This is a genomic window from Amycolatopsis sp. WAC 01375 (genome assembly GCF_003947325.1).
Classification (GTDB): Bacteria; Actinomycetota; Actinomycetes; order Mycobacteriales; family Pseudonocardiaceae; genus Amycolatopsis.
Window position 1 is genome coordinate 93,903 of sequence record NZ_QHHW01000027.1, and the last position, 23,980, is coordinate 117,882.

The following is a 23,980-nucleotide window of genomic DNA, read 5'->3' on the forward strand; positions in this document are numbered from 1 at the left end:
ACTCAGCGGTGGTTCGTGCCCGACGAGCCCTGCGGGACGGGAACGCGGTGCAGGATCGCGCGGACCACGTCGGTGGCCGACCGGCGAGCCGCGTGCGCCTCCGTGGTGAGCACCATGCGATGCGCCAGCACCGGGACCGCGACCGTGTGCAGATCGTCCGGGACGACGAACTCGCGGCCGGACAGCGCGGCCTGCGCGCGGGAGGCGCGGACCAGCTGCAGGGTCGCCCGCGGCGAGGCGCCGAGGCGGATCTCCGGCACCTGACGGGTCGCGGACACCAGCTCGACGGCGTACTTGCGGATCTCCGGCGACATGTGCACCGCCCGCACCGTCTCGATCAGCCGCTGCACCGACTCACGGTCGGACACGGGCTCGAGATCGGCAAGCGGGTTGTGCCCGGCGTGCTCGTCGACCATGGCCAGCTCGGCCTGCTGGTCGGGGTAGCCGATGGACACCCGCGCGGTGAACCGGTCCCGCTGGGCCTCGGGCAGCGCGTAGGTGCCCTCCATCTCGATGGGGTTCTGGGTGGCGATCACCATGAACGGCTCTTCGAGGTGGTACGTCGAGGTGTCGACGGTGACCTGGTGCTCTTCCATGCATTCGAGCAGCGCCGACTGCGTCTTCGGCGAGGCGCGGTTGATCTCGTCGCCGACCACGATGTTCGCGAACACCGGACCGGGCCGGAACTCGAACCCGCCGCTCTGCCGGTTGTAGATGGACACCCCGGTGACGTCGCTGGGCAACAGGTCGGGGGTGAACTGGATCCGGCTGACGGTGCAGTCGATCGAGCGGGCCAGCGCCTTCGCCAGCGAGGTCTTGCCGACCCCGGGGACGTCCTCGACGAGGAGGTGGCCTTCGGCGAGCAGGGTCACGAGCGCGATGCGGATGACGTCGGGTTTGCCGACCAGTACCCGCTCCACGTTGGCGGCGATCCGCCGCGCGGTCTCGTGCAGTTCGTCGAGCGAAGCTCTGCTGCTCGCACGGCCGTTCTGCCGGCCGCTGACCGAGCCGGCGGCCGTGGGGTACGGCGCTTGCCCGGTTGCCTGCTCGCCCTGCTGTTCGCCGGGCGTCGCAGACTGGATTCTCGACGTCACTCGACCTCCTGATGCCGCGTGGCTGGATGTCCGCTGGGTCTGCTGAAGGCCAGCTTTTCAACGCCCGGGCGATGCCCCGGGCAGCGGTCAGCCTCCCACGAAGTGTGTCAAACTCGGGCGAACTCTTGGGGGGAACCCCGCCAACCCCAGTCGATGACTCTGTGCAACCGGAGACTTTACCTCGATCGGGTGAGCTGAGCGCGTTTTCGGGTGCTCCCGCTGACGCCGGGTTTTGTCGTATGCTCCGGTGCGAGGTCGCTCGACTACGGAGAGGCGTAATCGCATATGAGCGAGGTGAGCACCGCCAAACCCAGGTTCGACCTGAGCGGATTCGCGGTCGCGCCGGAGCTGGCAGCCGACGCCCACGCGAAGATCTCCGCCCTGCAAGACGTGGTCGGCCAGATGGTCCGCGAGGCGAAGGTCCTCGGCCGCACGGTTCCCCTCGGCGGGGGATACGCGGACGAGGTCGGAAAGTTCATGGCGCAGTACGGGATCGGCGCCGAAGGCTCCGCGGTCGAGGCGCTGACGGCGTTCGGCAAGGAACTCGAGGCGCTCAAGAACCGGATCGAGAAGGCTCTGGCCCGGTACACCCGGCAGGATGAACAAGCGGCGGCGGACGTGGACTGTGTCGGCGGCTGAACCCATGAGCTCCCGCCTCCCTCTTCTCGCCCTCTGCGGCGCGCTCGCCGTCATGACCGTGTCCGCCTGCGGGCAAGGGGCGGCAGGCCAGGCGAAGATTCCGGCCGCCGCGGACGGCCCGGGCCCGGCTCCGTCGTCTTCGGCGCCCGCGCCGGATCGCGGGGTCGACCCGTGCGCGCTGCTCGGCCCGCAGGACCGGTCGACGGCCGGGATCAACGTGCTCGGCGTCGCGAAGGAGATCAACGGCGCCCGCGCCTGCGACTGGACGGTGCCCGCGACCTTCGGCGTCACCATCACCGTGGACGAGCGCAACGGCCTGACGGACCTCGAAGTCGCGCGCAAGACCGCCACCAAGACCAAGGTCGGCGGCCGGGACGCGCTCAAGGTCGCCGACAAGAAGGCCGCCGACGGGACCTGCGCGGTCCTGCTCGGCATGGGGGAGAAGGCGAGCGTCCAGATCGACGTGAGCAACACGAACTTCACCGACACCCCGCTCGCCTGCGAGCGCGCGGTGCAGGTGGCGGGATTGGCCGAACCCAAACTGCCTTAGCAGCCTTAGGAGAACTGCCGTGCCTGAAGGAGAGACGCCGGGACGTGAGGTCCCGGTCGCGGCCACGCGGTACGAGGCCTACAGCCACGAGGCGCTGGCCGCCGAAGTCGAAGCGGGCAACGACCCCGAGGCGGCGGGCGGCATCGGCGCCGCCTGGGACGCGCTCGCCCTGCGCATGAACGACGCGACGTCGGAACTCGCCGGACTGGTCGGCAGCAGCGAAGAGAACTGGCGAGGGGAAGCGGGCGACGCGCTCCGCGGCGTACTGGCCAAGGCGTCCGGCTGGCTGGCCTGGTCCGCGGACCTCTCGTCCGCGCTCGGGAAGGCCGTCGCCGGACAGGCCGAGGCGGCCGCGCGGGCCCGCGCCGACATGCCGCCGCCGGTGGACTACGACCCGGGCGCGATGATCCGCGGCGCCGCCGCCCGCGGGAACCTCGCGCTCCTCGCCGCGCTCGCCGACGAGATGGAGGCCAAGCACGCGGAAGCCGAAGAGGCCCGGCGCAAGGCCGTCGACGTCATGAACACCCGCGATGCCTCACTGCGTTCGCTGACTCCGCAGGTCTCCTTCGGGAAGCCGCCCGAGCTGGGGCGGTCTTGATCCGCGTTTCCGCGTCGGCGTTCGACGTCCTCTGGTCCGACCTGGGACACGCGGCCCCGCCCTGGCCGCTGTCCGTCCGCAGCGTCGGCGCCACGGAAGCGGAACGCGCCGAGATCCGCGAGGCGGTCTACGAAAACCTCACCGAACGAGGCCTTTTTGACGGGGACCGGCTCGACACCGCCCTGGAAGCGCGGCTGGACCTGCTCGCCCGCGCCGAGGTCTACGTCGAATGCGAGGCGCTGGCCGACATGACGGCCGAAGCGCCCTTCCGCGCGGTCGCGGCCGCGCGCGGACGGCACGGCGTACTGGCCACCCAGCCGGAACAGACCATCGCGCTTTCCGGGATCGGCGACGGCGAGGTGTTCGCCGCGATCGTCGACGTCCTGCCAGAGCTGCGGCCCGGCCCCGGCTACGGGATCAGTCTGCCCGCCGCGCGCTTCGGCGGTGACCTGGAGGATCCGGTGTTCGGCGACGGCGGACGCTCGTCGGCTTCGGACAGTCAGCTGCGCGAGGTGCTCGCGATCCAGGCCCGGCCGGTCTACAGCGCGGGCCAGTTCACCGTGCGGACCCGGGACCGCGACGGCCGCGCACACCGGGCCGGCGGACTGACCTGGTTCGACACCGACGTCGGCGCGTACTGCGCGGCGCAGACCGAAGGCCGGGGCGGGCAGGCATGGGTCACTGTGTCCCCTGTGGACGGTCCGCGGCTGGCCGCGCGTCTCGCTTCGCTGCTGGACCCGGACCGCTAGACCTGGAGCCCGGTCGCCACGGGACTCGCGAGTGTGAGGTGCCCCCAATGTGACATTGGAGTCACTGAACGTCCCCGATGCCACATTGGGCGCACCGCGGACCCGGCGGACAAGTCGTCGCCGAGGGTCCTTTGTCGACATGTCATCGGATGAACCGACGTCGTCACCCTCCACAGTGTCCCCACCACGCTCCACCGGATTCCCCACTTTCACCCCCATTCCGCCCCACAGCAGGGTTCCGGCGGCCGATATCCGGACGCATCAGGCATGAATGAGGTTGCTTCGATACCCGCCCAGGGGGATCTTGGCCACCGTCCCCCACCAAGCCCCCACCTGGCCCCACCTGGCTGACCAGCGAAAACGCCTGACACGACGGAGTGGTCGCGGCTTTTGACGCGTTGACTGTGGTGAAAAGTGGGGTACGGTGGTGCGCAGTGGGGCAGAAGGGAGCCCCGTGGCCGAGCTTGGTTGTTCGCAGCCTGGATCGGTAGGGAGGTGGAGCCGGTGTTCCTCGGCACCCACACCCCGAAACTGGACGACAAAGGGCGGCTCACGCTGCCCGCGAAGTTCCGCGACGCGCTCGCCGGTGGGCTGATGGTCACCAAGGGACAGGATCACTGTCTCTTCGTCTTTCCCCGGGCCGAGTTCGAGCAGATGGCGAGGAAGGTCGCCGACGCCCCGTTCACGAACGAGGCGGTCCGGGCCTACCAGCGTTATCTCTTCGCCGGGACGGACGAACAACGCCCGGACGGGCAAGGACGTATCGCGATCGCGTCCGAGCTCCGACGCTATGCCGGGCTGAACAAGGAGTGCGTGGTGATCGGGGCGATCACCAGGCTGGAGATCTGGGACGCCCAAGCGTGGCAGGGCTACCTGGACGAACACGAGGACAGCTACGCGAAGGCTCGAGAGGAAGTTCTGCCGGGCGTCTTCTAGACGTGACCGAGGAAGCACCCACGCCGTCGGGGGGCGCGGGTTCATACCTCGGACACGCTGGGAACCGTCCACACGGATGCCGTGAGGCCTCTGTCCGCTCAGTGGCCCTGGTACACCTTCCCCGGTACCAGGTCAGCAGGCGGGCGGACAGGGACCTGACGGCATCCGGCATCTTCCCCGGCACTACAGGAAAGGGGGGAAGACATGGCAGACGAACACGAGCACGTTCCGGTGCTTCTCGACCGTATCGTGGAGCTGTTCGCGCCGGTCTTCTCCGACCGCGAGGCCGTGCTGGTCGACGCGACCGTCGGTCTCGGCGGTCACTCCGACGCGCTGCTCACCGCGTTCCCCGCACTGCGCCTCGTCGCACTCGACCGTGACCCCAACGCGCTGGAACTCTCCGCGGAACGCCTTGCGCCGCACGGTGATCGCGTCGACTTCGTGCACGCCGTCTACGACGAGATGCCGTCCGCGCTGCACGGTCTCGGACTGTCCAGAGTGGACGGGATCCTGTTCGACCTCGGCGTCTCCTCGATGCAGCTGGACCGCGCCGAGCGTGGTTTCGCCTACTCCAAGGATTCCCCGCTCGACATGCGGATGGACCCGACCACGGGGATCACCGCGGCCGACGTGCTCAACACCTACGCCCCCGGCGAGCTGATCCGGATCCTGCGCGACTACGGCGAGGAACGATTCGCCAAGCGGATCGTCAAAGCCGTTGTGGCGGAACGAGAGAAGGAACCCTTCACGCGCAGCGGGCGGCTGGTGGAACTGCTGTACGACGCGGTCCCCGCGGCGAGCAGGCGCACCGGCGGGCATCCGGCGAAGCGCACGTTCCAGGCGTTGCGGATCGAGGTCAACGGCGAACTGGAGGTGCTGCGGCGGGCGATGCCGCGCGCGCTGTCCTGCCTCGCCGTCGGCGGCCGGATCGTCGTGGAGTCCTATCAGTCCCTCGAGGACAGGCTGGTCAAGCAGGCCTTCGCGGAACTGGCGAAATCCCGGACGCCGGAAGGGCTTCCGGTGGAACTGCCGGGCCACGGCCCGGAACTGAAACTGCTCACCAGAGGGGCCGAGAAGGCCGGCGAGGCGGAGACCGAACAGAACACACGGGCCGCCTCCGTGCGGCTGCGAGCCGCCGAACGGATCGGAGACCGAGCACGATGACCGCTCCCGCGAAGTCCCGCGGCCGCCGGACACCGGCGCCCGGACGGCGTGCCCGCGCGACCAGCACGGTCGACGAGACAACGGACGCCACCGAGACCACGACCTCCACTCGCGCCTCGCGCGGTCGCACGTCGGCCGCCGAACGCGCCTACGCCCGCCGCGCCCAGCGCGCCGACCTGCTGCAGCGAGACCAGCAACGCAACCGTCCCGACGCCGAAAGCGGCGCGGGCAAGGAAGAGCCGAAGAAGCTCAAGCTGCGCTGGCCGCGTTCGCGCGCGTCGTTCGTGTTGATGATGATGGGCATGCTGGCCGTCGGCGTGGCGTGCACGCTGTGGCTGACCACGCAGGCCATCGCCGATTCGTACCGGCTCGAACAGCTCCGCACGACCAACGCCGGGCTCGCCGAGGCGAAGGAACGGTTGCAGCGCGAGGTCGCGAAGGCCGAGTCGCCCGCATCGCTGGCGCCCAAGGCCAGGGAACTGGGCATGGTGCCCGGCGGCGACCCCGCGCATATCGTGGTCGGCCCGGACGGACAGTCCACTGTGGTCGGTGAGCCGAAGAAGGCCGAAGGCGAGGCGCCCCCCACGTCGGCCGACTCGACGGCGCCTCCGCCCGCCGAGGGCACGCAGCAGGGCACTCCGTACGAAGGCGACCAGCCCGCGGTACCGCAGGAGAACGCGGCGGCCCCGGCGCAGGGAGGTCAGTGATGTCGCCCGGCCGTCCGGCGCAGGCAAGGGCGCGGTCGGCGGGCAGCGCGCGGCGGACCTACGCCGCCGGGACCCGCCGTGCCACCGCACGGCGGGGAAACGGCGGGAATCCGAGCCGGTTCACCGGCGTCCGGATCCTGTTGATCGTCGTGATGGTGCTCGCCGGCCTCAAACTGGTGCAGGTGCAGTGGTTCGAGGCGGGCGCGCTGTCCGAGGCGGCGGAACGGCAGCGGACGTCGGTGATCGAAAGTCCCGCGCAGCGCGGGTCCATCCTGGACCGCAACGGGACGAAGATCGCGTTCAGTGTCGAGGTGCGGACGCTCGCGGTGAGCCTGAACTGGCTCCACAAGACGATGAACGACTTCGCCGCGAAGAACCCGACCAAGGGCAAGAACTTCGAGACCGAGGTGGCGGGCGCGGCGAAGCTCATCGCGGCCAAACTGCCCGGGGTGATCACCGAGCAGGAACTGCTGGACAAGTTCCACAAGCCCGACGGGTTCACGTACCTGGTCCACGACATCGAACCGTCGGTCGCCGAAGCGATCGTCAAGGAATACGCGTGGATCAGCGTCGAGAAGCGCTCGAAGCGGGAGTACCCCGGTGACTCGGTGGGCGCGAACATCGTCGGCTACGCGAACTGGCGCACCGACGATCAGGACGTCTCCAAGCACAACCTGCACGGTGGCTACGGTCTCGAGGCCTCGCGCGACAACGACCTCGCCGGAACGCCGGGCCGCAAGATCGTCAACACCCGGAACGGCAACGACAACCTTGTCATCCCCGGCACCGAACGGGACATCCAGAACGCCGTCCCCGGTTCGGACCTGCAGCTCACGATCGACACCGACCTGCAGTACGAACTGCAGCGGCAGCTGAGCGAGTACGTCGCCAAGTCGAAGGCCAAGGGCGGCCAGGCGGTCATCATGGACTCGAAGACCGGCGAGGTCTACGCGCTGGCCAACGACAAGACCGTCAACCTCAACGATCCGGCTTCGCGCAGTGAGACGGAGAACCTGAACAACCGCGCGGTGACCACCCCGTTCGAACCCGGTTCGGTGAACAAGATCGTCACCGCCGCGGGCGCGATCGACGCGGGCATCACCACGCCGGAGTCGGCGCAGGCGGTGCCGGGTTCACTGCAGGTCGCGGACAAGATCGTCAAGGACGCCTGGCATCACGGCACGCAGCAGTTCACCACCACCGGCATCTTCGCGAAGTCGTCGAACGTCGGAACCCTGTTGCTGGCGCAGAAGCTCGGCGAGGACCGGTACGCGGACCTGCTCAAGAAGTTCGGCCTCGGCCAGCGCACGGGCCTCGGCCTCCCCGGCGAGAGCCCGGGCGTCGTCCCGCCGCGCAACCAGTGGTCGGCCACGACCTTCGGGAACCTGCCGATCGGGCAGGGGCTTTCGATGACGGTCGTGCAGATGGCCGGGATGTACCAGGCCATCGCGAACGACGGGCTCCGCGTGGAACCCCGGGTGGTCAAGGCGAAGGTCAACCCGGACGGGACACTCGTTCCCGAACCGGCGCCGAAGACCGTCCAGGTCATCAGCCCCCAGGCGGCGAAGACCGTGCGCGAGATGATGCGCGCCGTCACGCAGAAGGGCCGCGGGCAGCAGAGCGGCACCGGGCCGAAGGCGGCGCTGGAGGGCTATCAGATCTCGGGCAAGACGGGCACCGGCCAGCAGGTCGACCCGCAGACGAAGACGTACAGCAACCACTTGTACAACATCACCTTCGCCGGGATCCTGCCCGCCGACAACCCGCGGTTCGTGGTCGGCATCCGGCTCGACGCCCCGGACGCCACCCTGCAGCAAGGACTCTCGGCCGCGCCGCTGTTCCACTCGGTGGCCGCGTACCTGGCGCAGCGGTTCCAGATCCCGCTTTCGGACGGCCCGTCGCCCCAGGTTCCGCTGGTGCTCTCCTGACGGTGGGCGTGTTCCCCTGCGGAGGGCGTGGGTCGGGTTGGTCGTGAGTGGCGATTCGGGTTCTAACCCGAATCGCCACTCACGACCACCCGCACCCGAACCCGCTCACCGCGGCTGTCCTCAAACGACAGTCGGAAGCCCTTGCGTGCCAAGGAGAGCTCACGAAACCCATTACCACGGGCGTGATCGTCGCGTGCACACACCGCACCGCTTCAGTCACCCGAATGCCGCGCCGGTAACCTCCTTTGCTGTGTCGGTGCCTACTTCAGATCCCCGCAGCGGTCCCGCCGTCGAAAGCGGGTCCGGCGCGACGGCTGCCCAGGTCCCGGACAGCCCGGTCAAGGCCGTCGCCGCACCCCCTCGTCCGGCAAGGATCGAGCCGATGCCGCTGGGCACGCTGCTCGCCAGGGCGGGCGCCCGGCTCGTGGTGGGCGGTGACGACGACTATCCGTCCGCGGCCGAGCTGACGGTCACGGGCAGCACGCTGCGCGCGCAGCACGTCCTCCCCGGTGACCTGTTCGCCGCGCTTCCCGGCGCCCGTGCCCACGGCGCGGACTTCAGCGACCAGGCCATCGCCGCCGGCGCGGCCGCCGTGCTCACCGACGAGGCAGGTGCCGAGCGCCCGGTGCTCCGCGACGCCGGCGTGCCGATCCTGGTGCATCCGGACCCGCGTGCCGCCCTCGGCGAGATCGCCGCCTGGATCTACGGCGAGCCGTCGCTGGAGCTTTCCGTCCTCGGGATCACCGGGACGTCGGGCAAGACCACGACGTCGTACCTGGTCGACGCCGGGCTCAAGGCGGCGGGGTTGACCACCGGGCTGATCGGCACGGTCGAGACCCGGATCGCGGGCGAGCGGCTGGCCAGCGGGTTCACCACCCCCGAGGCGCCGGATCTGCAGGCCCTCCTCGCGGTGATGGTGGAGCGCGGGGTCACGCACGTCCCGATGGAGGTCTCCAGCCACGCGCTGTCGCTGGGCCGGGTCAACGGCACGCGCTTCGCGGTCGGGGCCTTCACCAACCTCTCCCAGGACCATCTGGACTTCCACAAGGACATGGAGGAGTACTTCGCCGCCAAGTCGCTGCTGTTCGACGGCCGTTCCACCGCCGAAGTGGTCGTCGTCGACAGCGCCTGGGGCCACGCACTCCTCACCCCGCACACGGTGACCGTGTCCACCGAACCGGGAACGGACGCGCTGTGGCGCGCCACCGACCTGACCCCCACCCCGGCGGGGGAGCAGACCTTCACCCTCCACGGCCCCGACGGGCTCGCCGCGTCGGCGATGATCCCCCTGCCGGGTGCGTTCAACGTGGCGAACGCCGTGCTCGCGGCCGCGATCCTCACCACCGCCGGTGTCCCGCTCGAAGCGATCGTCGCCGGGCTCGCCTCGGTCGAGGTGCCGGGCCGGATGGAGCGGGTGTACCTCGGCCAGCCGTTCACCGCCGTCGTCGACTACGCGCACAAGCCCGCCGCGGTGGCGCAGGGGCTCGACGCGCTGCGCGCCCGCACCGAGGGCCGGATCATCACCGTCCTCGGCTGCGGCGGGGACCGTGACACCGCGAAGCGCCCGATGATGGGCGAGGCGGCGGTCCGGCGCAGCGAAGTGCTGATCGTGACCGACGACAACCCGCGTTCGGAGGATCCGGCCGCGATCCGGGCGGCGATGCTGGCCGGTGCCCGCAACGCCGGGCCCGCCTTGGGCGGCGAGATCGTCGAGATCGCCGATCGCCGCGAAGCCATCGTGCACGCGGTCGCGCTCGCCCAGCCCGGTGACATCGTGCTCATCGCGGGCAAGGGCCACGAGACCGGCCAGGAGGTCCAGGGTGTCGTGCACCCGTTCTCCGACCGGGAAGAGCTGGCCTCCGCCATCCGCAGACGTCTGGAGACAGAGTGATCGTGCTCAGCCTGGCCGAGATCGCCGCCATCGTCGGCGGCAGGCTGCATCGGACCGACGGGACCGCCGAGGTCACCGGAAGCGTCGAATTCGACACCCGCGAGATCACGCCCGGCGGTCTGTTCGTCGCGCTGCCCGGGGCGAAGGTCGACGGCCATGACTTCGCCGCGCGGGCAGTCGAGTCCGGCGCTGTCGCGGTGCTCGCGGCCCGTGAGGTCGACGCCCCGGCCGTGATCGTGCCGCCGCCCGCCGCCGGTGCCACGCACGAACGGGCGTTCGCGCTGGTCTCGGACAAGGACGGAGCGGGCGCCGCGGTGCTGGCCGCGCTCGCCAAGCTCGCCCGGCACGTGGTCCAGAAGCTTGCCGGCGACCACCTGACCGTCGTCGGGGTCACCGGCTCGTCGGGCAAGACCTCGACCAAGGACATCATCGCCCAGCTGCTGGAGCCGCTCGGCCCGACGGTGGCGCCGCCGGGATCGTTCAACAACGAGCTGGGCCACCCCTGGACGGCGCTGCGGGCCGACGCCTCGACCCGGCAGCTAGTGCTGGAGCTGTCCGCCCGCGGGCCCGGCCACATCGCCGAACTGGCGGCCATCGCGCCGCCGCGGATCGGCGTCGTGCTCAACGTCGGCACCGCCCACGTCGGCGAGTTCGGTTCCCGCGAGGGCATCGCCAAGGGCAAGGGCGAGCTCGTGGAGGCGCTGCCGAGCGCGGCGGACGGCGGTGTCGCGGTCCTGAACCTCGACGACCCGTACGTCGCGGCGATGGCGAGCCGGACGACCGCGCGGGTGGTTTTCGTCGGCGAGAGCGCGTCCGCGCAGGTCCGTGCCGTCGACATCACCCTCGACGGGGAAGCGCGCGCGTCGTTCCGCCTGGTCACCCCGGACGGCGAAGCGCCGGTGAAACTGCCGCTCTACGGCGAACACCACGTCGGCAACGCGCTCAGCGCGGCCGCCGTGGCGCTGGAAATGGGCTCGACGGTCGAGGAGGTCGCGGCCCGTCTGTCGAGCCTCGAGCGGCGCTCGGACCGCCGCATGGAGGTCACCACCCGGGCCGACGGCGTCACGGTGCTCAACGACTCGTTCAACGCCAGCCCCGAGTCGATGCGGGCCGCCCTCAAGGCGCTCGCGTCGATGAGCGCGAACCGCCGTTCCTGGGCCGTGCTCGGCGTGATGGGCGACCTCGGCGAGAACTCGGTCGCGGCGCACGACGGCATCGGCAGGCTCGTCGTCCGGCTCAACATCGACAAGCTCGTGGTCATCGGCCAGGCCGCCGCGGCCACGCATCAGGGTGCCCAGCAGGAGGGCTCCTGGGGCGAGGAGTCGGTACTGGTACCCGACGTCGAGGCCGCCATCGCCCTGCTGCATGATCAGCTCCGCGCGGGGGACGTGGTGCTGGTGAAGGCCTCCAAAGCCGCCGCGCTGTGGCGGGTGGCCGATGCCGTGCTCGCCTCCCCCGGAACGATCGTCGAAACCCCTGTAGTACCCACTTCCCCCTCTCACGAACGCTCGAACGGTGGTGACGCGTGATCAGCATCCTGATCGCGGCCGCGGCGGGCCTGCTGGTCTCCATCCTCCTCACTCCCTATCTGATCCGGGTGTTCTCCCGGCAGGGCTTCGGCCAGGAGATCCGGGAGGAAGGGCCGCAGGGACACAAATCCAAACGCGGTACCCCGACGATGGGTGGTGTCGCGATCATCATCGCGATGGTCGTCGGGTATTTCGTGGCGCATCTGATCAGCTCGCTCAGCGGCGGCAACGGCACCGGCGGCCCGTCCGCCTCGGGGCTGCTTGTCCTCTTCCTGGCGGTGGGCCTCGGGCTCGTCGGGTTCCTCGACGACTTCATCAAGATCCGCAAGCAGCGCAACCTCGGGCTGAACAAGACCGCGAAACTGGTCGGCCAGCTGGTGGTCACGATCGTCTTCGCGATACTGGCGCTGCGATTCCCCAACGGCGAAGGCCTGACGCCCGCGTCGGAGAGCCTGTCCTACGTGCGGGACCTCGCGCTGATCACCTTCCCGTCGGTGTTCTTCGTGATCTTCTGCTACATCGTCATCTCGGGCTGGTCGAACGCGGTGAACTTCACCGACGGCCTCGACGGCCTCGCCGGCGGCACCGCGGCGATGGTGCTGGCGACCTACGTCGTCATCGCCTTCTGGCAGACCCGCCTCTCGTGCGCGGTGACCCCGCAGGCCGCCTGCTACGACGTCCGTGACCCGCTGGACCTGGCCGTGGTGGCCGCCGCGGCGACCGGCGCCTGCGTCGGGTTCCTCTGGTGGAACGCGGCCCCGGCGAAGATCTTCATGGGTGACACCGGTTCGCTGGCCCTCGGCGGTCTCGTCGCCGGTCTGTCGATGACCACCCGCACCGAACTGCTCGCCATCGTCATCGGCGGCCTGTTCATGGTCGAGATGATCTCGGTGGTCGCGCAGATCGCGGTGTTCCGCACGACCAGGCGGCGGCTGTTCCGGATGGCCCCGTTCCATCACCACTTCGAACTCGCGGGCTGGGCGGAGACCACGGTCATCATCCGGTTCTGGCTGCTCTCGGCCGTCTGCTGCATGTTCGGTCTCGGGCTGTTCTACAGCGAGCAACTCGGTCTCGGAGGATAAGCGGTGGAACTGGCCGGTCGTCACGTCCTCGTCGCCGGAGCCGGGGTCACCGGCAAATCCGCCGTCCCGGTCCTGCTGGACCAGGGCGCGCGGGTCACCGTCACCGACGGCGACGCCGGACGCCTGGCGGAACTCGAAGGTCTCGGCGCCGAACTGGTGCCTGGTCTCGCGGTGCCGCCCGAAGGTGTCGAGCTGGTCGTGACCAGTCCCGGCTGGAAGCCGTCTTCGCCGTTGCTGGTGGCGGCGGCCGAGGCGGGGGTCGAGGTGATCGGCGACGTCGAGCTGGCCTGGCGCGTCGGGCAGCTGCGCGACAAGCCGCCGGTGTGGCTCGCGATCACCGGGACCAACGGCAAGACCACCACTGTCGGGATGCTGGAATCGATCCTGCGCGCCGCCGGGATCGACGCCGTGGCCTGCGGAAACGTCGGCTTCGCGGTGCTCGACGCGGTGCGTGCCGGGCACGAGGTGCTCGCCGTCGAGTTGTCGAGCTACCAGCTGCATTGGTCGTCCACGCTGGCCCCGCACGCCTCGGTGGTGCTGAACCTGGCCGAGGACCACCTCGACTGGCATGGCTCGATGGAGGAGTACGCGGCCGCGAAGGGGCGGGTCCACACCCACTCCCGGACCGTGGTGCACAACTTGCACGAAGAGTGGTCGGTCCGGCTCGCCGACGAGCACGCGCCCGCGGACGCCCGCCGGGTCGCCTTCGGGATGGACACCCCGCGTCCCGGCGAACTCGGGATCGTGGAAGACCTGCTGGTCGACCGCGCCTTCGTCGCCGACCCGGCGACCAGCGCCGACGAGCTCGGCACACTGGCCGACGTGCGCCCCGCCGGGCCGCACAACGTGTCCAACGCGCTCGCCGCCGCCGCGCTGGCCCGCGCGTACGGCGTCAGCGGTGAGGACGTCGCCAAGGGCCTGCGCGAGTACCGGCCCGCCCCGCACCGGGCCGAGGAGATCGCCGAGATCGACGGCGTCCGGTACATCAACGACTCCAAGGCGACCAATCCGCACGCCGCGAGCGGCTCCCTGCGCGCGCACCTTTCCGTCGTCTGGATCGCCGGTGGCCAGCTCAAGGGCACTTCCGTGGAGGAGCTCGTCGGCTCGATCGCCGGCAGGTTGCGCGGAGTCGTGCTGTTCGGCGTGGATTCACCCGTGATCGCCGCCGCTGTTGCGCGACACGCGCCGGATGTCCCGGTCAACAGCCTCCTTCCGGGTGACGATGACCCCATGACTGCGGCGGTGAAGGCGGCCCGCGCCCTGGCGCGGCCCGGAGATGTGGTGCTGCTGGCCCCCGCCGCGGCGTCGTTGGACATGTTCACGAGCTACGGCGCGCGCGGCGACGCGTTCGCGCGTGCGGTCCGTGTCCTGCGCGACGGTGCGGGGGAGACCAGTGACGGCGGTTGAGGAGAGAAAGCGCGAGTCCGCGCCCCGCAAGCGCCGTGAACGCAAGGAAAGCCCGTTCGTCGCCTTCCGGACCGCGCTGACGGCGTGGCTTTCGCGGCCACTCGCCTCCTTCCACCTGGTGCTGGCGCTCACCGGCGTGCTGACCGTGATCGGCATCGTGATGGTGCTGTCCGCCTCGTCGGTCGCCTCGTACAACCCCAAGACCGGCACCGGCGTGTACGCCCAGTTCAGCAAGCACCTCATGTTCGTCGGGATCGGCGCGGTGGTGTTCTGGGTCGGGCTGCGGGTGCCGCTGGAACGCGTCCGGCGGCTTTCGGCGACGGCGACCGTGGTGTGCCTCGGGCTGCTCGTACTGGTGCTGACCCCGCTCGGCTCCGAGGTCAACGGCTCGCAGGGCTGGTTCCGGCTCGGGGGCTTCGCCTTCCAGCCGGTCGAGGCGGCGAAGGTCGCGCTGGCCTTCTGGGGTGCGCACATCCTGGTGATCAAGTACAACATCATCAACCAGTGGCGGCATCTGCTCGTCCCGGTCGTGCCGATCGCGCTGCTGATGTTCGCGCTGGTCATGATGCAGCCCGACCTCGGCGGCACGATCACCCTCGCGGTCGTGCTGATGGCCCTGCTGTGGTTCGCGGGCGCGCCGAAACGACTGTTCGGGGTCATCCTCGCGGGTGGCCTCGCCGGGATCCTGGTGCTGGCGATCATCGCCCCGTACCGGCTGGCGCGGGTCATGTCGTTCGTCTCCGGCGACCCGGACACCAGCGCCGACGGCTTCCAGGCCAACCAGGCGAAACTCGCGCTCGCCGATGGCGGGTTCCTCGGCAAGGGCCTCGGCCAGGGCCAGTCCAACTGGGGCTACCTGCCGAATGTGCAGAACGACTTCATCTTCGCCCTGATCGGCGAGGAACTCGGCTTCGTCGGCTGCGTGGTGGTGCTCGGGCTGTTCGCCGGGGTCGCCATCGTCGGCCTGCGGATCGCCACCCGCAACCTCGACCCGTGGATCCGGATCGTGTCCGGCACGCTGACCGTCTTCCTGGTCGCGCAGGCGGGCATCAACATCGGTTACGTCGTCGGCCTGCTGCCGGTCACCGGGGTGACGCTGCCGTTGATCTCCTACGGCGGGACGTCGCTGGTGATCACCATGCTCATCATGGGGATCCTCGCCAACGCCGCCCGGCACGAACCGGAGGCGGTGGCCGCACTGCGCTCGCAGGGGCCAGGTAAATTCGGACGCCTGCTGAGGCTTCCCGCGCCCGAGCCGTACCGACCGCCCGCCAAACGCAAGGGCGCCGTGGGCAGGGGAGGCGCCGCCAAGGCGGCGAGGCCCGCGCCGAGGACGGCGAGGCCTTCGCCCGCACAGGAACGGCGCCGTTCGGTGCGGGAACCCGGCAGGAGGACGGCCGCGCGAACGGCGGCGAACCGCGGTACCGCGAAACGGGGTACCGCAAATCGGAGAGGTCATAGGTGAACAACCCCGTCAGAGCCGACGCAGCAGCCGAGGTCGCCGGCAAGGCGCCGGTGGTCGTGGTCGCCGGTGGCGGCACCGCAGGGCATATCGAACCGGCGCTCGCCCTCGCGGACGCGGTGATGCGCCTGCGTCCCGACGCGAAGGTGATCGCGCTGGGAACCGAGCGCGGGCTGGAGAACAAGCTCGTCCCGGCGCGCGGCTACCAGCTGGAGCTGATCCCGCCGGTGCCGATGCCACGCAAGCCCACGCCCGAACTGCTGAAGATGCCGCTGAAGGTCCGCGACGCGGTCAAGCGCACCCGTGAGGTCCTCGACCGGGTCGGCGCGGACGTCGTCGTCGGCTTCGGCGGGTACGTCGCGCTTCCGGCGTACCTCGCCGCGCGCGGCCGCACGCCGATCGTGGTGCACGAGGCCAACGAGAAGCCGGGCCTGGCGAACAAGGTCGGCGCGCGGTTCGCCGTCCGCGTCGCGGTCGCCGTCCCGGGGACCCCGCTGGCGAAGGCCGAGGTCATCGGCATCCCGCTGCGCCGCTCCATCACGTCGCTCGACAGGGCCGCGCTGCGCGCCGAAGCCCGTGAGCACTTCGGGCTCGACCCCGACGCCCCGACGCTGCTGGTCTTCGGCGGTTCGCAGGGCGCGGTGTCGATCAACGCCGCCGTTTCCGGCGCCGCCAAGGAGTTCGCGGACGCCGGTGTCGGCGTCCTGCACGCCCACGGGCCGAAGAACACGCTGGTCGTCCAGGAGTTCCCCGGAAAGCCCGCGTACGTCCCGGTGCCGTACCTGGAACGGATGGACCTGGCCTACGCCGCCGCCGACGCGGTGCTGTGCCGCTCCGGCGCGATGACCGTCGCCGAGGTCTCGGCCGTCGGCCTGCCCGCGGTGTTCGTCCCGCTGCCGTACGGCAACGGCGAGCAGGCGGTCAACGCCCGGCCCGCGGTCGACGCGGGCGCCGGTCTGCTGGTCGCCGACGCCGACCTCACCCCCGCCAAGGTCGCGGAGCTGGTGATCCCGCTGGTGTCCGACGCCGACAGGGTCGCGAAGATGAGTGCGGCTGCGGTCGGCCTCGGCCACCGTGAGGCCGACGAGACCCTTGCCAAGATCGTGCTGGAGGCCGCAGGTGCCTGACACTGGGTTTGATCAAAAGCTGCCCGAAACGCTCAGGCGTGCCCATCTGATCGGGATCGGCGGCGCCGGGATGAGCGGTATCGCGCGAATCCTGCTGGCCCGCGGCGCGCAGGTCTCCGGATCCGACGCCAAGGAGTCGCGCGCGTTCCTTTCGCTGCGTGCCCAGGGCGCCGAGATCGCCGTCGGGCAGCGCGCCGAGAACCTCGACGCCTTCCCCGAAGGCCCGTCCGCGGTGATCGTGTCGACCGCGATCAAGGAGTCCAACCCGGAACTGGCGGCCGCGCGGGAACGCGGGATCACCGTGCTGCACCGCGCGGAGGCGCTGGCCGGGCTGATGGAGGACCACCGGGTCGCCTGCATCGCCGGGACACACGGCAAGACGTCGACGACGTCGATGCTGACCGTCGCGCTGCAGCAGTGCCGGCTCGACCCGTCGTTCGCCATCGGCGGCGACCTCAACGAGTCGGGCGCCAACGCGCACCACGGCGAGGGCGGCGTCTTCGTCGCCGAGGCCGACGAGAGCGACGGGTCGTTCCTGGCCTACTCGCCTTCGGTCGCCGTGGTGACCAACGTCGAGCCGGACCACCTGGACCACCACGGCACGGCCGAGGCCTACGTCTCGGTGTTCACCGAGTTCCTCGGCCGGATCGTGCCGGACGGGCTGCTCATCGTCTGCGGTGACGACGAGGGCGCCTCGGAGCTGGGCGCGCGGGCGTCGGCGCAGGGCATCCGTGTCCGCCGATACGGGCGTTCCGTCACCGGCGCCGACGACGCCAAGGTGCTGGACTACGCGCCCGCCCCCGACGGCGGCGTCGTCCGGATCTCCTTGCGGGGCGAGGAAATCGTCCTGCGGGTCGCGGTGCCGGGCGAGCACATGGCGCTGAACGCGATCGCCGCGCTGCTGGCCGGGATCGAACTCGGCGCGCCGGTCGAAGGGCTCGCCGAAGGGCTCGCCGCGTTCGGTGGCGTCCGGCGACGGTTCGAGTTCAAGGGCCGCTCCGGCGACGTCCGCGTGTACGACGACTACGCGCACCACCCGACCGAGGTCGACGCGCAGTTGCGCGCGGTGCGGACGGCCGCCGGTTCGGGCCGGGTCGTCGTGGTCTTCCAGCCACACCTGTACTCGCGCACGAAGACGTTCTCGAAGGAGTTCGCGGCCGCGCTGTCCCTGGCCGACGAGGTCGTCGTGCTGGACGTCTTCGGGGCGCGTGAGAAGCCGGAGCCCGGCGTGAGCGGCGCGCTCATCGCCGACCAGATCTCCGGTGTCCCCGTGCACTACCAGCCCGCGTTCGACGTCGCGGCGAAACTCGCGGCGGATCTGGTCGAACCTGGCGACCTGCTGGTGACCATGGGCGCCGGCGACGTCACGCAGCTCGGCCCGGAGATCCTGGCCGAACTGGACCGGCGGGCAGGCTAGCCATGACGCAGACCGGGGAACGCCGCCGCCCGGCCGAACCCGGTCGGCGTCCGCGCACCGAACACGCTCGACGCGTCAAGGCCCGGCGCGGCAGGCGGTCCGTGTACGACCGCCGCCGCACCACCCGACCGGCCAGGCACAAGGAGATGCGACGGCGCTGGGTCGCGCTGCTTTCGGTGCTGACCGTCGCCGCCCTCGTGTACCTGCTGTGGTTCAGCTCGATGCTGGGCGTGCGGCAGGTCGACGTCGTCGGGGCGAGCTCCGTGCCCGCGGAACAGATCCGCGCCGCGGCGGCGGTGCCGGACCAGAAACCGATGCTGCGCCTGGACACCGACGACATCCGCGACCAGGTGGCGCAGATGCCCGGCATCGCCACCGTCGACGTCTCCCGGTCGTGGCCGAGCACCATCGAGATCACCGTGACCGAACGCGCCGCGATCGCCTTCTTCGACAGCGGACCCGGCGGCGACGGCATCCACCTCGTCGACGGCGGGGGAGTGGTGTTCAAGACCGTCAAGGAGCGGCCCGCCGGGCTGCCCGAACTCAAGCTGCCGTCGGTGTCGGCCGACGACCCGGTGACCCGCGCGGTCACCGGCGTCCTCGGCGTGATCCCGCAGCAGTTGCTCAAGCAGGTCACCACCGCGACGGCGAAGACCCCCGGCAGCGTCGAGTTCGCGCTGGCCGACGGGAAGACCGTGCGGTGGGGGACCTCGGCCGACACCGAACGCAAGGCGAAGGTCCTCGCCGCCCTGCTCACGCGTGAGGGCAAGGTCTACGACGTCTCGGCACCCGATCTGCCGACGGTCTCCTGACGCAATTCGTCACCTACTTGCGATAGTTGGCACGGCGAACTGCCGCAAGTAGGTGACGAATTGCGGGACGGTCAGCGGGTGACGAGGGCTTCGATGCCGTCCAGCAGGCGCTCCAGGCCGAAAGCGAAGGTCTCGTCGGCGGCTTCGCAGGTGTCCGCGTCGTAACCGCCGCTTTCCCAGATCCGCGTCATCGCCGGATGCCGTTCCACGTCGAAGTACTTCTCCCAGAACACCGACCGCTGCCCCCACCAGGCGTCGGTCGACTGCCCGGTCTCCTGTTCGACCTGCGCGGTCTCGGCGAAAAGCGTCGCGTTGGCCTGCACGTAGATCTCGATGCTGTTCGCGGCCGCGGCCGCCTTGCGCGGCGTCAGCCCGATGTCCGACACCGCCGCGATCAGGTACTCCTGACCCGCCATCAGCCCGGGGCCGAGCACCGGCCGCACCATCGACGTCGAGCGCAGCCACGGATGCGCGCGGAACACGGCCAGGGTGCGGTCGGCGTAGAGCCGCACCTGCTCGCGCCAGCCGTCCGGCCGGGGGGCGCCGGGGCCGGGGAGGTCTCGTTCGGCGAGTACCGAATCCACCATGAGGTCGAGCAGTTCGGTCTTGCCGGGGACGTAGGTGTAGAGCGTCATCGTGCCCGCGCCGAGTTCCTTGGCGATCCGGTTCATCGAGACGGTCGCCTCGCCCGCGCCGTCGGCGAGCGCGACGGCGGTGGCGATCACCTGGTCGAGGGTCAGTTTCGGCTTCCGCCCCCTGGTCGGCTGCCGGGCTTCGCCGCGGTCACGCCACAACAGTTCGAGGCTGCGCTCGAAGTCCATCCACACTCCACTCGGCCGTGAAGCTGGATTCTACATTCTCGTATGCGGTACGGTTAAACTTATCTCGTAGGACGTACGAAAAGGAGTGGGGAATCGTGACGATCCTGGTGACCGGTGCGACCGGAAGCGTCGGCAGGCTGCTCGTCGACGAGCTGGTGAGCGCCGGAGCGCCGGTGCGGGCGCTGACCGTCAACCCGGCGAAGGCGGCACTGCCGGAGCAGGTGGAGATCGCCAAGGGCTACCTGGGCAAGCCGGAGACGCTGCCGGAAGCGCTCAAGGGCATCGAGACCGTGTACTTGGCGCCGCTGGCGGCCAAGGTGGACGACTTCGTGAAGCTGGCGAAGGAGGCCGGAGTGCGCAGGGTGGTGGCGCTGTCGGGCAGCAACGCCGACGACCCGGAGGAGAACTCGAGCGGCGTGGACTACGCGATCATCGAGAAGGCGGTCCGGGAGGCGGACTTCGACTGGACCTTCCTGCGGCCGGGCGCGTTCATGAACAACACCCTCGGCTGGGCGGAGACGATCAAGACCGAGCGCGTGGTCCGCGAGGCATACCCCGAATCCCGGATGACGCCGATCGACCTCGCGGACATCGCCGCCGTCGCCGCGCACGTCATCCTGACCGAGGGGCACGTCGGCAAGAAGCACACGCTGAGCGGCCCGGAGGCGATCAGCCAGCGCGAGCAGGTCGCCGCCATTTCGGCCGCGCTCGGAGAGGACGTCGCCTTCCACGAGCTCACCCGGGAAGAGGCGAACAAGCAGTGGGCCGCCGCCGGCGTCCCGGTGGAGATCGCCGAGTGGCTGCTCGACGGCTTCGCGTACTTCACCGAAAACCCCGACAAGCCGACGGGCGTCGTCCAGGAACTCACCGGACGGCCCGGCGTCACCTACGCGGAGTGGGCGGTGGCGAACGTCGAAGCGTTCCGCTGAACCCGTCACTCGCGTGATCGAACCCGTAACTCGCGTGATTGGAGGCGTAACTCGCGTGATTGAAGGCGTAACTCTCGAGTTACGGCTTCAATCACGCGAGTTACGGCCAGGATCACGCGAGATACGAGTTACCGGTGCTCAGCGAGCCCGGCGGGGGAGGCGGGTCGGCAGCGGCGCACCGCGTCGCGGCTGATCCGCCGCCGGAGCAGGAGCCTCGGCGGGCGGCGGGGCGGGCCGTTGCGGCTGGGGCAGCGGAGGCGGGGCCTGCGACTCGCGGGGCCAGGCGGGGGTGATCATCGCCTGCGCCCCGACCCGGCGGAACGGCAGACCGTGCGCCTCCCTGGCGGGCAGGCCGGGCCAGATCTCGCCTGCCTCCTTGGCGGCGTCGCGGATCGCGGTGCCGTCGAGCGCGGTGTGCGTCTCCTCGATATCGCGGTCGAGCCACTGGACGACGAACTCCAGCGGCCCGTCGGGTGGCAGCGGCCACAGGAAGATCTCGTGGTCGACGTGGAAGGCCGAACCGCCCAGCCCCTGTGCGCGCAGCACCGGCTGATCCGGTTTGGTGGCCGACGGCACGGAGATGGTCTCCGAACTTGCCCGCCTGCCGTCGGGGAAGAGCACCCCGACCAGCAGTGCGTTGTAGTCCGGGACCCGGCGGTGGTCGATGAGGCCTTCGCCGGGTTCGTCAAGCAGGAGATCCCGCGAGTACACCGACAGCTGGAACGACACCGACTCCGGCCACACCTCGATGCCGCGCAGCGCCACGATGGTCCGCTCTGCGCGGCCAAGCGGCATCGACCAGGGCAGGATCGCCGGCACGATGTACTCGTGCGGCGTCTCCACCCAGGGGCGGCCGTTGTAGCCGAACAGTTCCTGTTCCGGCACCGGGAACAGGGGGCGGCTGCGCGGACCGTCGGTGAAGAAGCTCATCGTGGACCGGGCGCGGCAGAACGCGGGGTGAACCTGTCCGACCTGCCGCTCACGCCGTCAACGACCACCATGCGCTTCACGGTATCCGATGACCATGCCGGTACTGAACGGTTTCAACGCACCTTTCGCGTCACCCGAAGCCCTTGAGCTTCACTTTCGTGCCCTTCGGCACCTTGGTGCCCGGCGACGGATCCTGCTGCAGGACGAAGTCGAAACCGCCGTTTCCGCCGCCGTGACCGTTGCCGTTTCCGCGACCCTCACGGTCGGGTTCCAGACCCGCCTGTTTCAGGATCTGGATCGCCTCCTCCATCCGCTTGAAGGTCACGTTCGGCACTTCGACGGCGTTCGAAACGAACACCCCGATCCGGCGGTTGCTCGCCTTCTCACCGCCCTTCGGGTCGGTGCGGATCACCTGACCGGCGGCGAACTGGTCGGAGAACTCCTCGCCTGCCTGGAACGGCTGGAAGCCCGCCTGCTGCAGGATCTGGAAGGCGGCGTCCTTGCTCTGGCCAGTGACATCGGGGACCGGCGGCAGCGGTTCGGGGCCCTTCGACACGATGATCGTGACCTGCCCGCCGATGTTCAGCTGCGAGCCGGGGCCCGGGTCGACGCGGACCACCTTGTTCTTGGCGACGTCGCTGTACTCCTGTTCGCCCTGGACCGGGGTCAGCTGCGCGGCCTTGATCGCCGTCTCGGCGTCCTGCTGACTCGTCCCGGCCTGGATGTCCGGCACGATCGGACGGCCCTTCGACAGCACGACGTTGACCGTGGCGCCCGGCGCGAGCGACGTGCCCGCGGCGGGGTCGGACCGGATCACCGTGTGCTGGGCGGCGGTGTCGCTGTACTCCTCGGTGTAGGCAGGGGTCAGTTTCGCCGACCGGAGCGCGTCACCGGCGGCGGCCTGGTTCATCCCGGCCAGCTTCGGCACCGACGACGAGCTCGGCCCTGTGTCGTTGAGGATGAAGGCGAACGCGCCGATCAGGCCGCCGAGAACCAGCACCGCCGCGGCGATCATGACGTAGAGGCGTTTGCGCGAACCCGGCTGCTCGTCGTCCGCGGCCGGCTGTGGCCGAGGGGGCGGCGTGCGGGGCGGCTGGGCGGCGGGCGGCGGCGGTTCACGGAGCAGCGCCTGCGTTCCGCGCGGGCCGGTTACCGGCATGGTCGCCTCGGCGACCGGGGCCAGCACCGTCGTCGCCATGGCCGGGTTCGCCACCGGGGCCGCCGGGACGGCCGGGATGCCGGGAGTGGTGCGTTCGGCGTCGGTCTCGCGGTCGGCGTCCGCGGGCAGCGGCACGGGCACCGGGACCGCCGGGACGCCGAGGACGGTGCGCAGATGGTTCAGCTCGGCGAGGAAGGCCGCGGCGTCGGCCGGGCGTTGCTCGGGATCGCGGCGCGTGGCGCGCAGGATCAGCTCGTCCAGCTGCGGCGGGATGCCGGGACGCAGTTCGCTCGGGCGCGGGACGTCGTCGTTGACGTGCCGGTACGCCACCGAAAGGGCGGTGTCGCCGGTGTACGGCGGGCGTCCGGTGAGCATTTCGTACAGCAGGATCCCGGCCGAGTAGACGTCGCCGCGCGAGGTGGTCGCGCCGGTGGCGACCTGTTCGGGTGAAACGTAGGCGACGGTGCCGAGGATGACGCTCGAACTGGTGGTGCCCGCGCTGGCGATCGCGCGGACCAGGCCGAAGTCGGCCACCTTGACCACGCCGCCCGAAAGCGCCGTGCCGCCGCGGCCGACGAGCACGTTCTCCGGTTTGACGTCACGGTGCACCAGACCGGCGGCGTGCGCCGCGGCCAGCGCGGAGAGCACCGGTTCGGTGATGCTCAGCGCGAGCGCGACGTCCAGCGGGCCGCGTTCGGCGAGCAGTTCACGCAGGGTCCCGCCGTCGACGAGTTCCATGACCAGGAAGGCACGGCCGGACTCCTCGCCGCCGGGGGTGTCGAAACCCTGGTCGTGCACCGCCACCACGTGCGGGTGGTGCAGACGCGCCGCCGAGCGGGCTTCCCGCTCGAAGCGTTCGACGAAGGACCGGTCGTCGGCGAACCGCGGGTCCATGATCTTGATGGCGACCTGGCGGTCCAGGCGGGTGTCGACGCCGCGGTACACCGACGACATCCCACCGCGTGCGAGCAGCTTGTCCACCCGGTAGCGGCCCTCGAGCAGAGTGCCCACCAGAGTGGGATCCGTGCGTGTCACGGCTATGGATCGTA

21 protein-coding genes are annotated in these 23,980 nt (G+C 70.4%); 17 read left to right on the forward strand and 4 right to left on the reverse strand.

The genetic code is table 11. The annotated features are described in order from the left end of the window. Positions 1-2: 2 nt before the first annotated feature. On the reverse strand, positions 3-1,094 hold the full coding sequence (locus tag DL991_RS17100) for a MoxR family ATPase (protein WP_199746543.1): 1,092 nt from the start codon (positions 1,092-1,094) through the stop codon (positions 3-5). Between the two features lie 285 nt (positions 1,095-1,379). Between DL991_RS17100 and DL991_RS17105 the strand changes: the two genes are divergently transcribed. From DL991_RS17105 to DL991_RS17180, 16 genes are all read left to right on the forward strand, one after another. Then, positions 1,380-1,733, forward strand: a complete 354-nt coding sequence (locus DL991_RS17105) for a hypothetical protein (protein ID WP_125785312.1) — start codon at positions 1,380-1,382, stop codon at positions 1,731-1,733. Between the two features lie 4 nt (positions 1,734-1,737). Next, positions 1,738-2,283 carry a DUF3558 domain-containing protein gene (locus DL991_RS17110; protein WP_199746544.1) on the forward strand — a complete coding sequence of 182 codons (546 nt, stop codon included), beginning with the start codon at positions 1,738-1,740 and terminating at the stop codon, positions 2,281-2,283. 19 nt (positions 2,284-2,302) lie between these two features. Then, positions 2,303-2,881 (forward strand): PPE domain-containing protein, encoded by a 579-nt coding sequence (locus DL991_RS17115; protein ID WP_125785313.1) that lies wholly within the window; start codon positions 2,303-2,305, stop codon positions 2,879-2,881. Further along, complete coding sequence (locus tag DL991_RS17120) at positions 2,878-3,630, forward strand: ESX secretion-associated protein EspG (RefSeq protein WP_125785314.1); 753 nt, start codon at positions 2,878-2,880, stop codon at positions 3,628-3,630. Before DL991_RS17115 ends, DL991_RS17120 begins: the two co-directional genes overlap by 4 nt. A 504-nt stretch (positions 3,631-4,134) precedes the next feature. Continuing rightward, positions 4,135-4,566 (forward strand): division/cell wall cluster transcriptional repressor MraZ, encoded by a 432-nt coding sequence (gene mraZ, locus DL991_RS17125; RefSeq protein WP_005156436.1) that lies wholly within the window; start codon positions 4,135-4,137, stop codon positions 4,564-4,566. Between the two features lie 204 nt (positions 4,567-4,770). Then, the gene (rsmH, locus tag DL991_RS17130; RefSeq protein ID WP_125785315.1) at positions 4,771-5,730 is read left to right on the forward strand and encodes a 16S rRNA (cytosine(1402)-N(4))-methyltransferase RsmH; all 960 of its coding nucleotides are present in this window, start codon (positions 4,771-4,773) and stop codon (positions 5,728-5,730) included. Then, the gene (locus tag DL991_RS17135; protein ID WP_125785316.1) at positions 5,727-6,437 is read left to right on the forward strand and encodes a hypothetical protein; all 711 of its coding nucleotides are present in this window, start codon (positions 5,727-5,729) and stop codon (positions 6,435-6,437) included. Before rsmH ends, DL991_RS17135 begins: the two co-directional genes overlap by 4 nt. Further along, positions 6,437-8,365, forward strand: coding sequence for a penicillin-binding protein 2 (locus DL991_RS17140; protein ID WP_125785317.1), 1,929 nt, complete (start codon positions 6,437-6,439; stop codon positions 8,363-8,365). The genes DL991_RS17135 and DL991_RS17140 overlap by 1 nt, the downstream gene beginning before the upstream one ends. Before the next feature lie 382 nt (positions 8,366-8,747). Further along, positions 8,748-10,256: a UDP-N-acetylmuramoyl-L-alanyl-D-glutamate--2,6-diaminopimelate ligase gene (locus DL991_RS17145; protein WP_125785512.1), complete on the forward strand. Its 1,509-nt coding sequence runs from the start codon at positions 8,748-8,750 to the stop codon at positions 10,254-10,256. Beyond that, on the forward strand, positions 10,253-11,785 hold the full coding sequence (gene murF / locus DL991_RS17150; RefSeq protein WP_125785318.1) for a UDP-N-acetylmuramoyl-tripeptide--D-alanyl-D-alanine ligase: 1,533 nt from the start codon (positions 10,253-10,255) through the stop codon (positions 11,783-11,785). The genes DL991_RS17145 and murF overlap by 4 nt, the downstream gene beginning before the upstream one ends. Continuing rightward, on the forward strand, positions 11,782-12,867 hold the full coding sequence (mraY, locus tag DL991_RS17155; protein WP_125785319.1) for a phospho-N-acetylmuramoyl-pentapeptide-transferase: 1,086 nt from the start codon (positions 11,782-11,784) through the stop codon (positions 12,865-12,867). The genes murF and mraY overlap by 4 nt, the downstream gene beginning before the upstream one ends. A 3-nt stretch (positions 12,868-12,870) precedes the next feature. Further along, positions 12,871-14,274, forward strand: coding sequence for a UDP-N-acetylmuramoyl-L-alanine--D-glutamate ligase (gene murD, locus DL991_RS17160; RefSeq protein ID WP_125785320.1), 1,404 nt, complete (start codon positions 12,871-12,873; stop codon positions 14,272-14,274). Continuing rightward, positions 14,261-15,739, forward strand: coding sequence for a putative lipid II flippase FtsW (gene ftsW, locus DL991_RS17165; RefSeq protein WP_125785321.1), 1,479 nt, complete (start codon positions 14,261-14,263; stop codon positions 15,737-15,739). Before murD ends, ftsW begins: the two co-directional genes overlap by 14 nt. Next, positions 15,736-16,863 (forward strand): undecaprenyldiphospho-muramoylpentapeptide beta-N-acetylglucosaminyltransferase, encoded by a 1,128-nt coding sequence (gene murG / locus DL991_RS17170; RefSeq protein ID WP_125785322.1) that lies wholly within the window; start codon positions 15,736-15,738, stop codon positions 16,861-16,863. The genes ftsW and murG overlap by 4 nt, the downstream gene beginning before the upstream one ends. Continuing rightward, positions 16,856-18,280, forward strand: a complete 1,425-nt coding sequence (gene murC, locus DL991_RS17175; protein WP_125785323.1) for a UDP-N-acetylmuramate--L-alanine ligase — start codon at positions 16,856-16,858, stop codon at positions 18,278-18,280. The genes murG and murC overlap by 8 nt, the downstream gene beginning before the upstream one ends. Before the next feature lie 2 nt (positions 18,281-18,282). Then, positions 18,283-19,092 carry a cell division protein FtsQ/DivIB gene (locus tag DL991_RS17180; protein WP_125785324.1) on the forward strand — a complete coding sequence of 270 codons (810 nt, stop codon included), beginning with the start codon at positions 18,283-18,285 and terminating at the stop codon, positions 19,090-19,092. Between the two features lie 71 nt (positions 19,093-19,163). Here DL991_RS17180 and DL991_RS17185 read toward each other — a convergent pair whose 3' ends face one another. Then, positions 19,164-19,913 carry a TetR/AcrR family transcriptional regulator gene (locus tag DL991_RS17185; protein WP_125785325.1) on the reverse strand — a complete coding sequence of 250 codons (750 nt, stop codon included), beginning with the start codon at positions 19,911-19,913 and terminating at the stop codon, positions 19,164-19,166. 95 nt (positions 19,914-20,008) lie between these two features. Here DL991_RS17185 and DL991_RS17190 point away from each other — a divergent pair, with 95 nt between their 5' ends. Further along, positions 20,009-20,842: an NAD(P)H-binding protein gene (locus tag DL991_RS17190; RefSeq protein ID WP_125785326.1), complete on the forward strand. Its 834-nt coding sequence runs from the start codon at positions 20,009-20,011 to the stop codon at positions 20,840-20,842. A 138-nt stretch (positions 20,843-20,980) separates the two neighbouring features. Here DL991_RS17190 and DL991_RS17195 read toward each other — a convergent pair whose 3' ends face one another. Further along, positions 20,981-21,772, reverse strand: a complete 792-nt coding sequence (locus DL991_RS17195; RefSeq protein ID WP_125785327.1) for a hypothetical protein — start codon at positions 21,770-21,772, stop codon at positions 20,981-20,983. A gap of 130 nt (positions 21,773-21,902) precedes the next feature. Next, positions 21,903-23,966, reverse strand: coding sequence for a Stk1 family PASTA domain-containing Ser/Thr kinase (gene pknB / locus DL991_RS17200; RefSeq protein WP_125785328.1), 2,064 nt, complete (start codon positions 23,964-23,966; stop codon positions 21,903-21,905). Positions 23,967-23,980: the final 14 nt, after the last annotated feature.

What these genes read in the sequence shown, in the direction of transcription:
- DL991_RS17135 (WP_125785316.1), top strand. Translation starts at nt 5,727, where the DNA reads ATGACCGCTCCCGCGAAGTCCCGCGGCCGCCGGACACCGGCGCCCGGA.
- DL991_RS17105 (WP_125785312.1), top strand. Translation starts at nt 1,380, where the DNA reads ATGAGCGAGGTGAGCACCGCCAAACCCAGGTTCGACCTGAGCGGATTC.
- rsmH (WP_125785315.1), top strand. Translation starts at nt 4,771, where the DNA reads ATGGCAGACGAACACGAGCACGTTCCGGTGCTTCTCGACCGTATCGTG.
- DL991_RS17180 (WP_125785324.1), top strand. Translation starts at nt 18,283, where the DNA reads ATGACGCAGACCGGGGAACGCCGCCGCCCGGCCGAACCCGGTCGGCGT.
- DL991_RS17145 (WP_125785512.1), top strand. Translation starts at nt 8,748, where the DNA reads ATGCCGCTGGGCACGCTGCTCGCCAGGGCGGGCGCCCGGCTCGTGGTG.
- DL991_RS17110 (WP_199746544.1), top strand. Translation starts at nt 1,738, where the DNA reads ATGAGCTCCCGCCTCCCTCTTCTCGCCCTCTGCGGCGCGCTCGCCGTC.
- DL991_RS17185 (WP_125785325.1), bottom strand. Translation starts at nt 19,913, where the DNA reads ATGGACTTCGAGCGCAGCCTCGAACTGTTGTGGCGTGACCGCGGCGAA.
- DL991_RS17140 (WP_125785317.1), top strand. Translation starts at nt 6,437, where the DNA reads ATGTCGCCCGGCCGTCCGGCGCAGGCAAGGGCGCGGTCGGCGGGCAGC.
- DL991_RS17195 (WP_125785327.1), bottom strand. Translation starts at nt 21,772, where the DNA reads ATGAGCTTCTTCACCGACGGTCCGCGCAGCCGCCCCCTGTTCCCGGTG.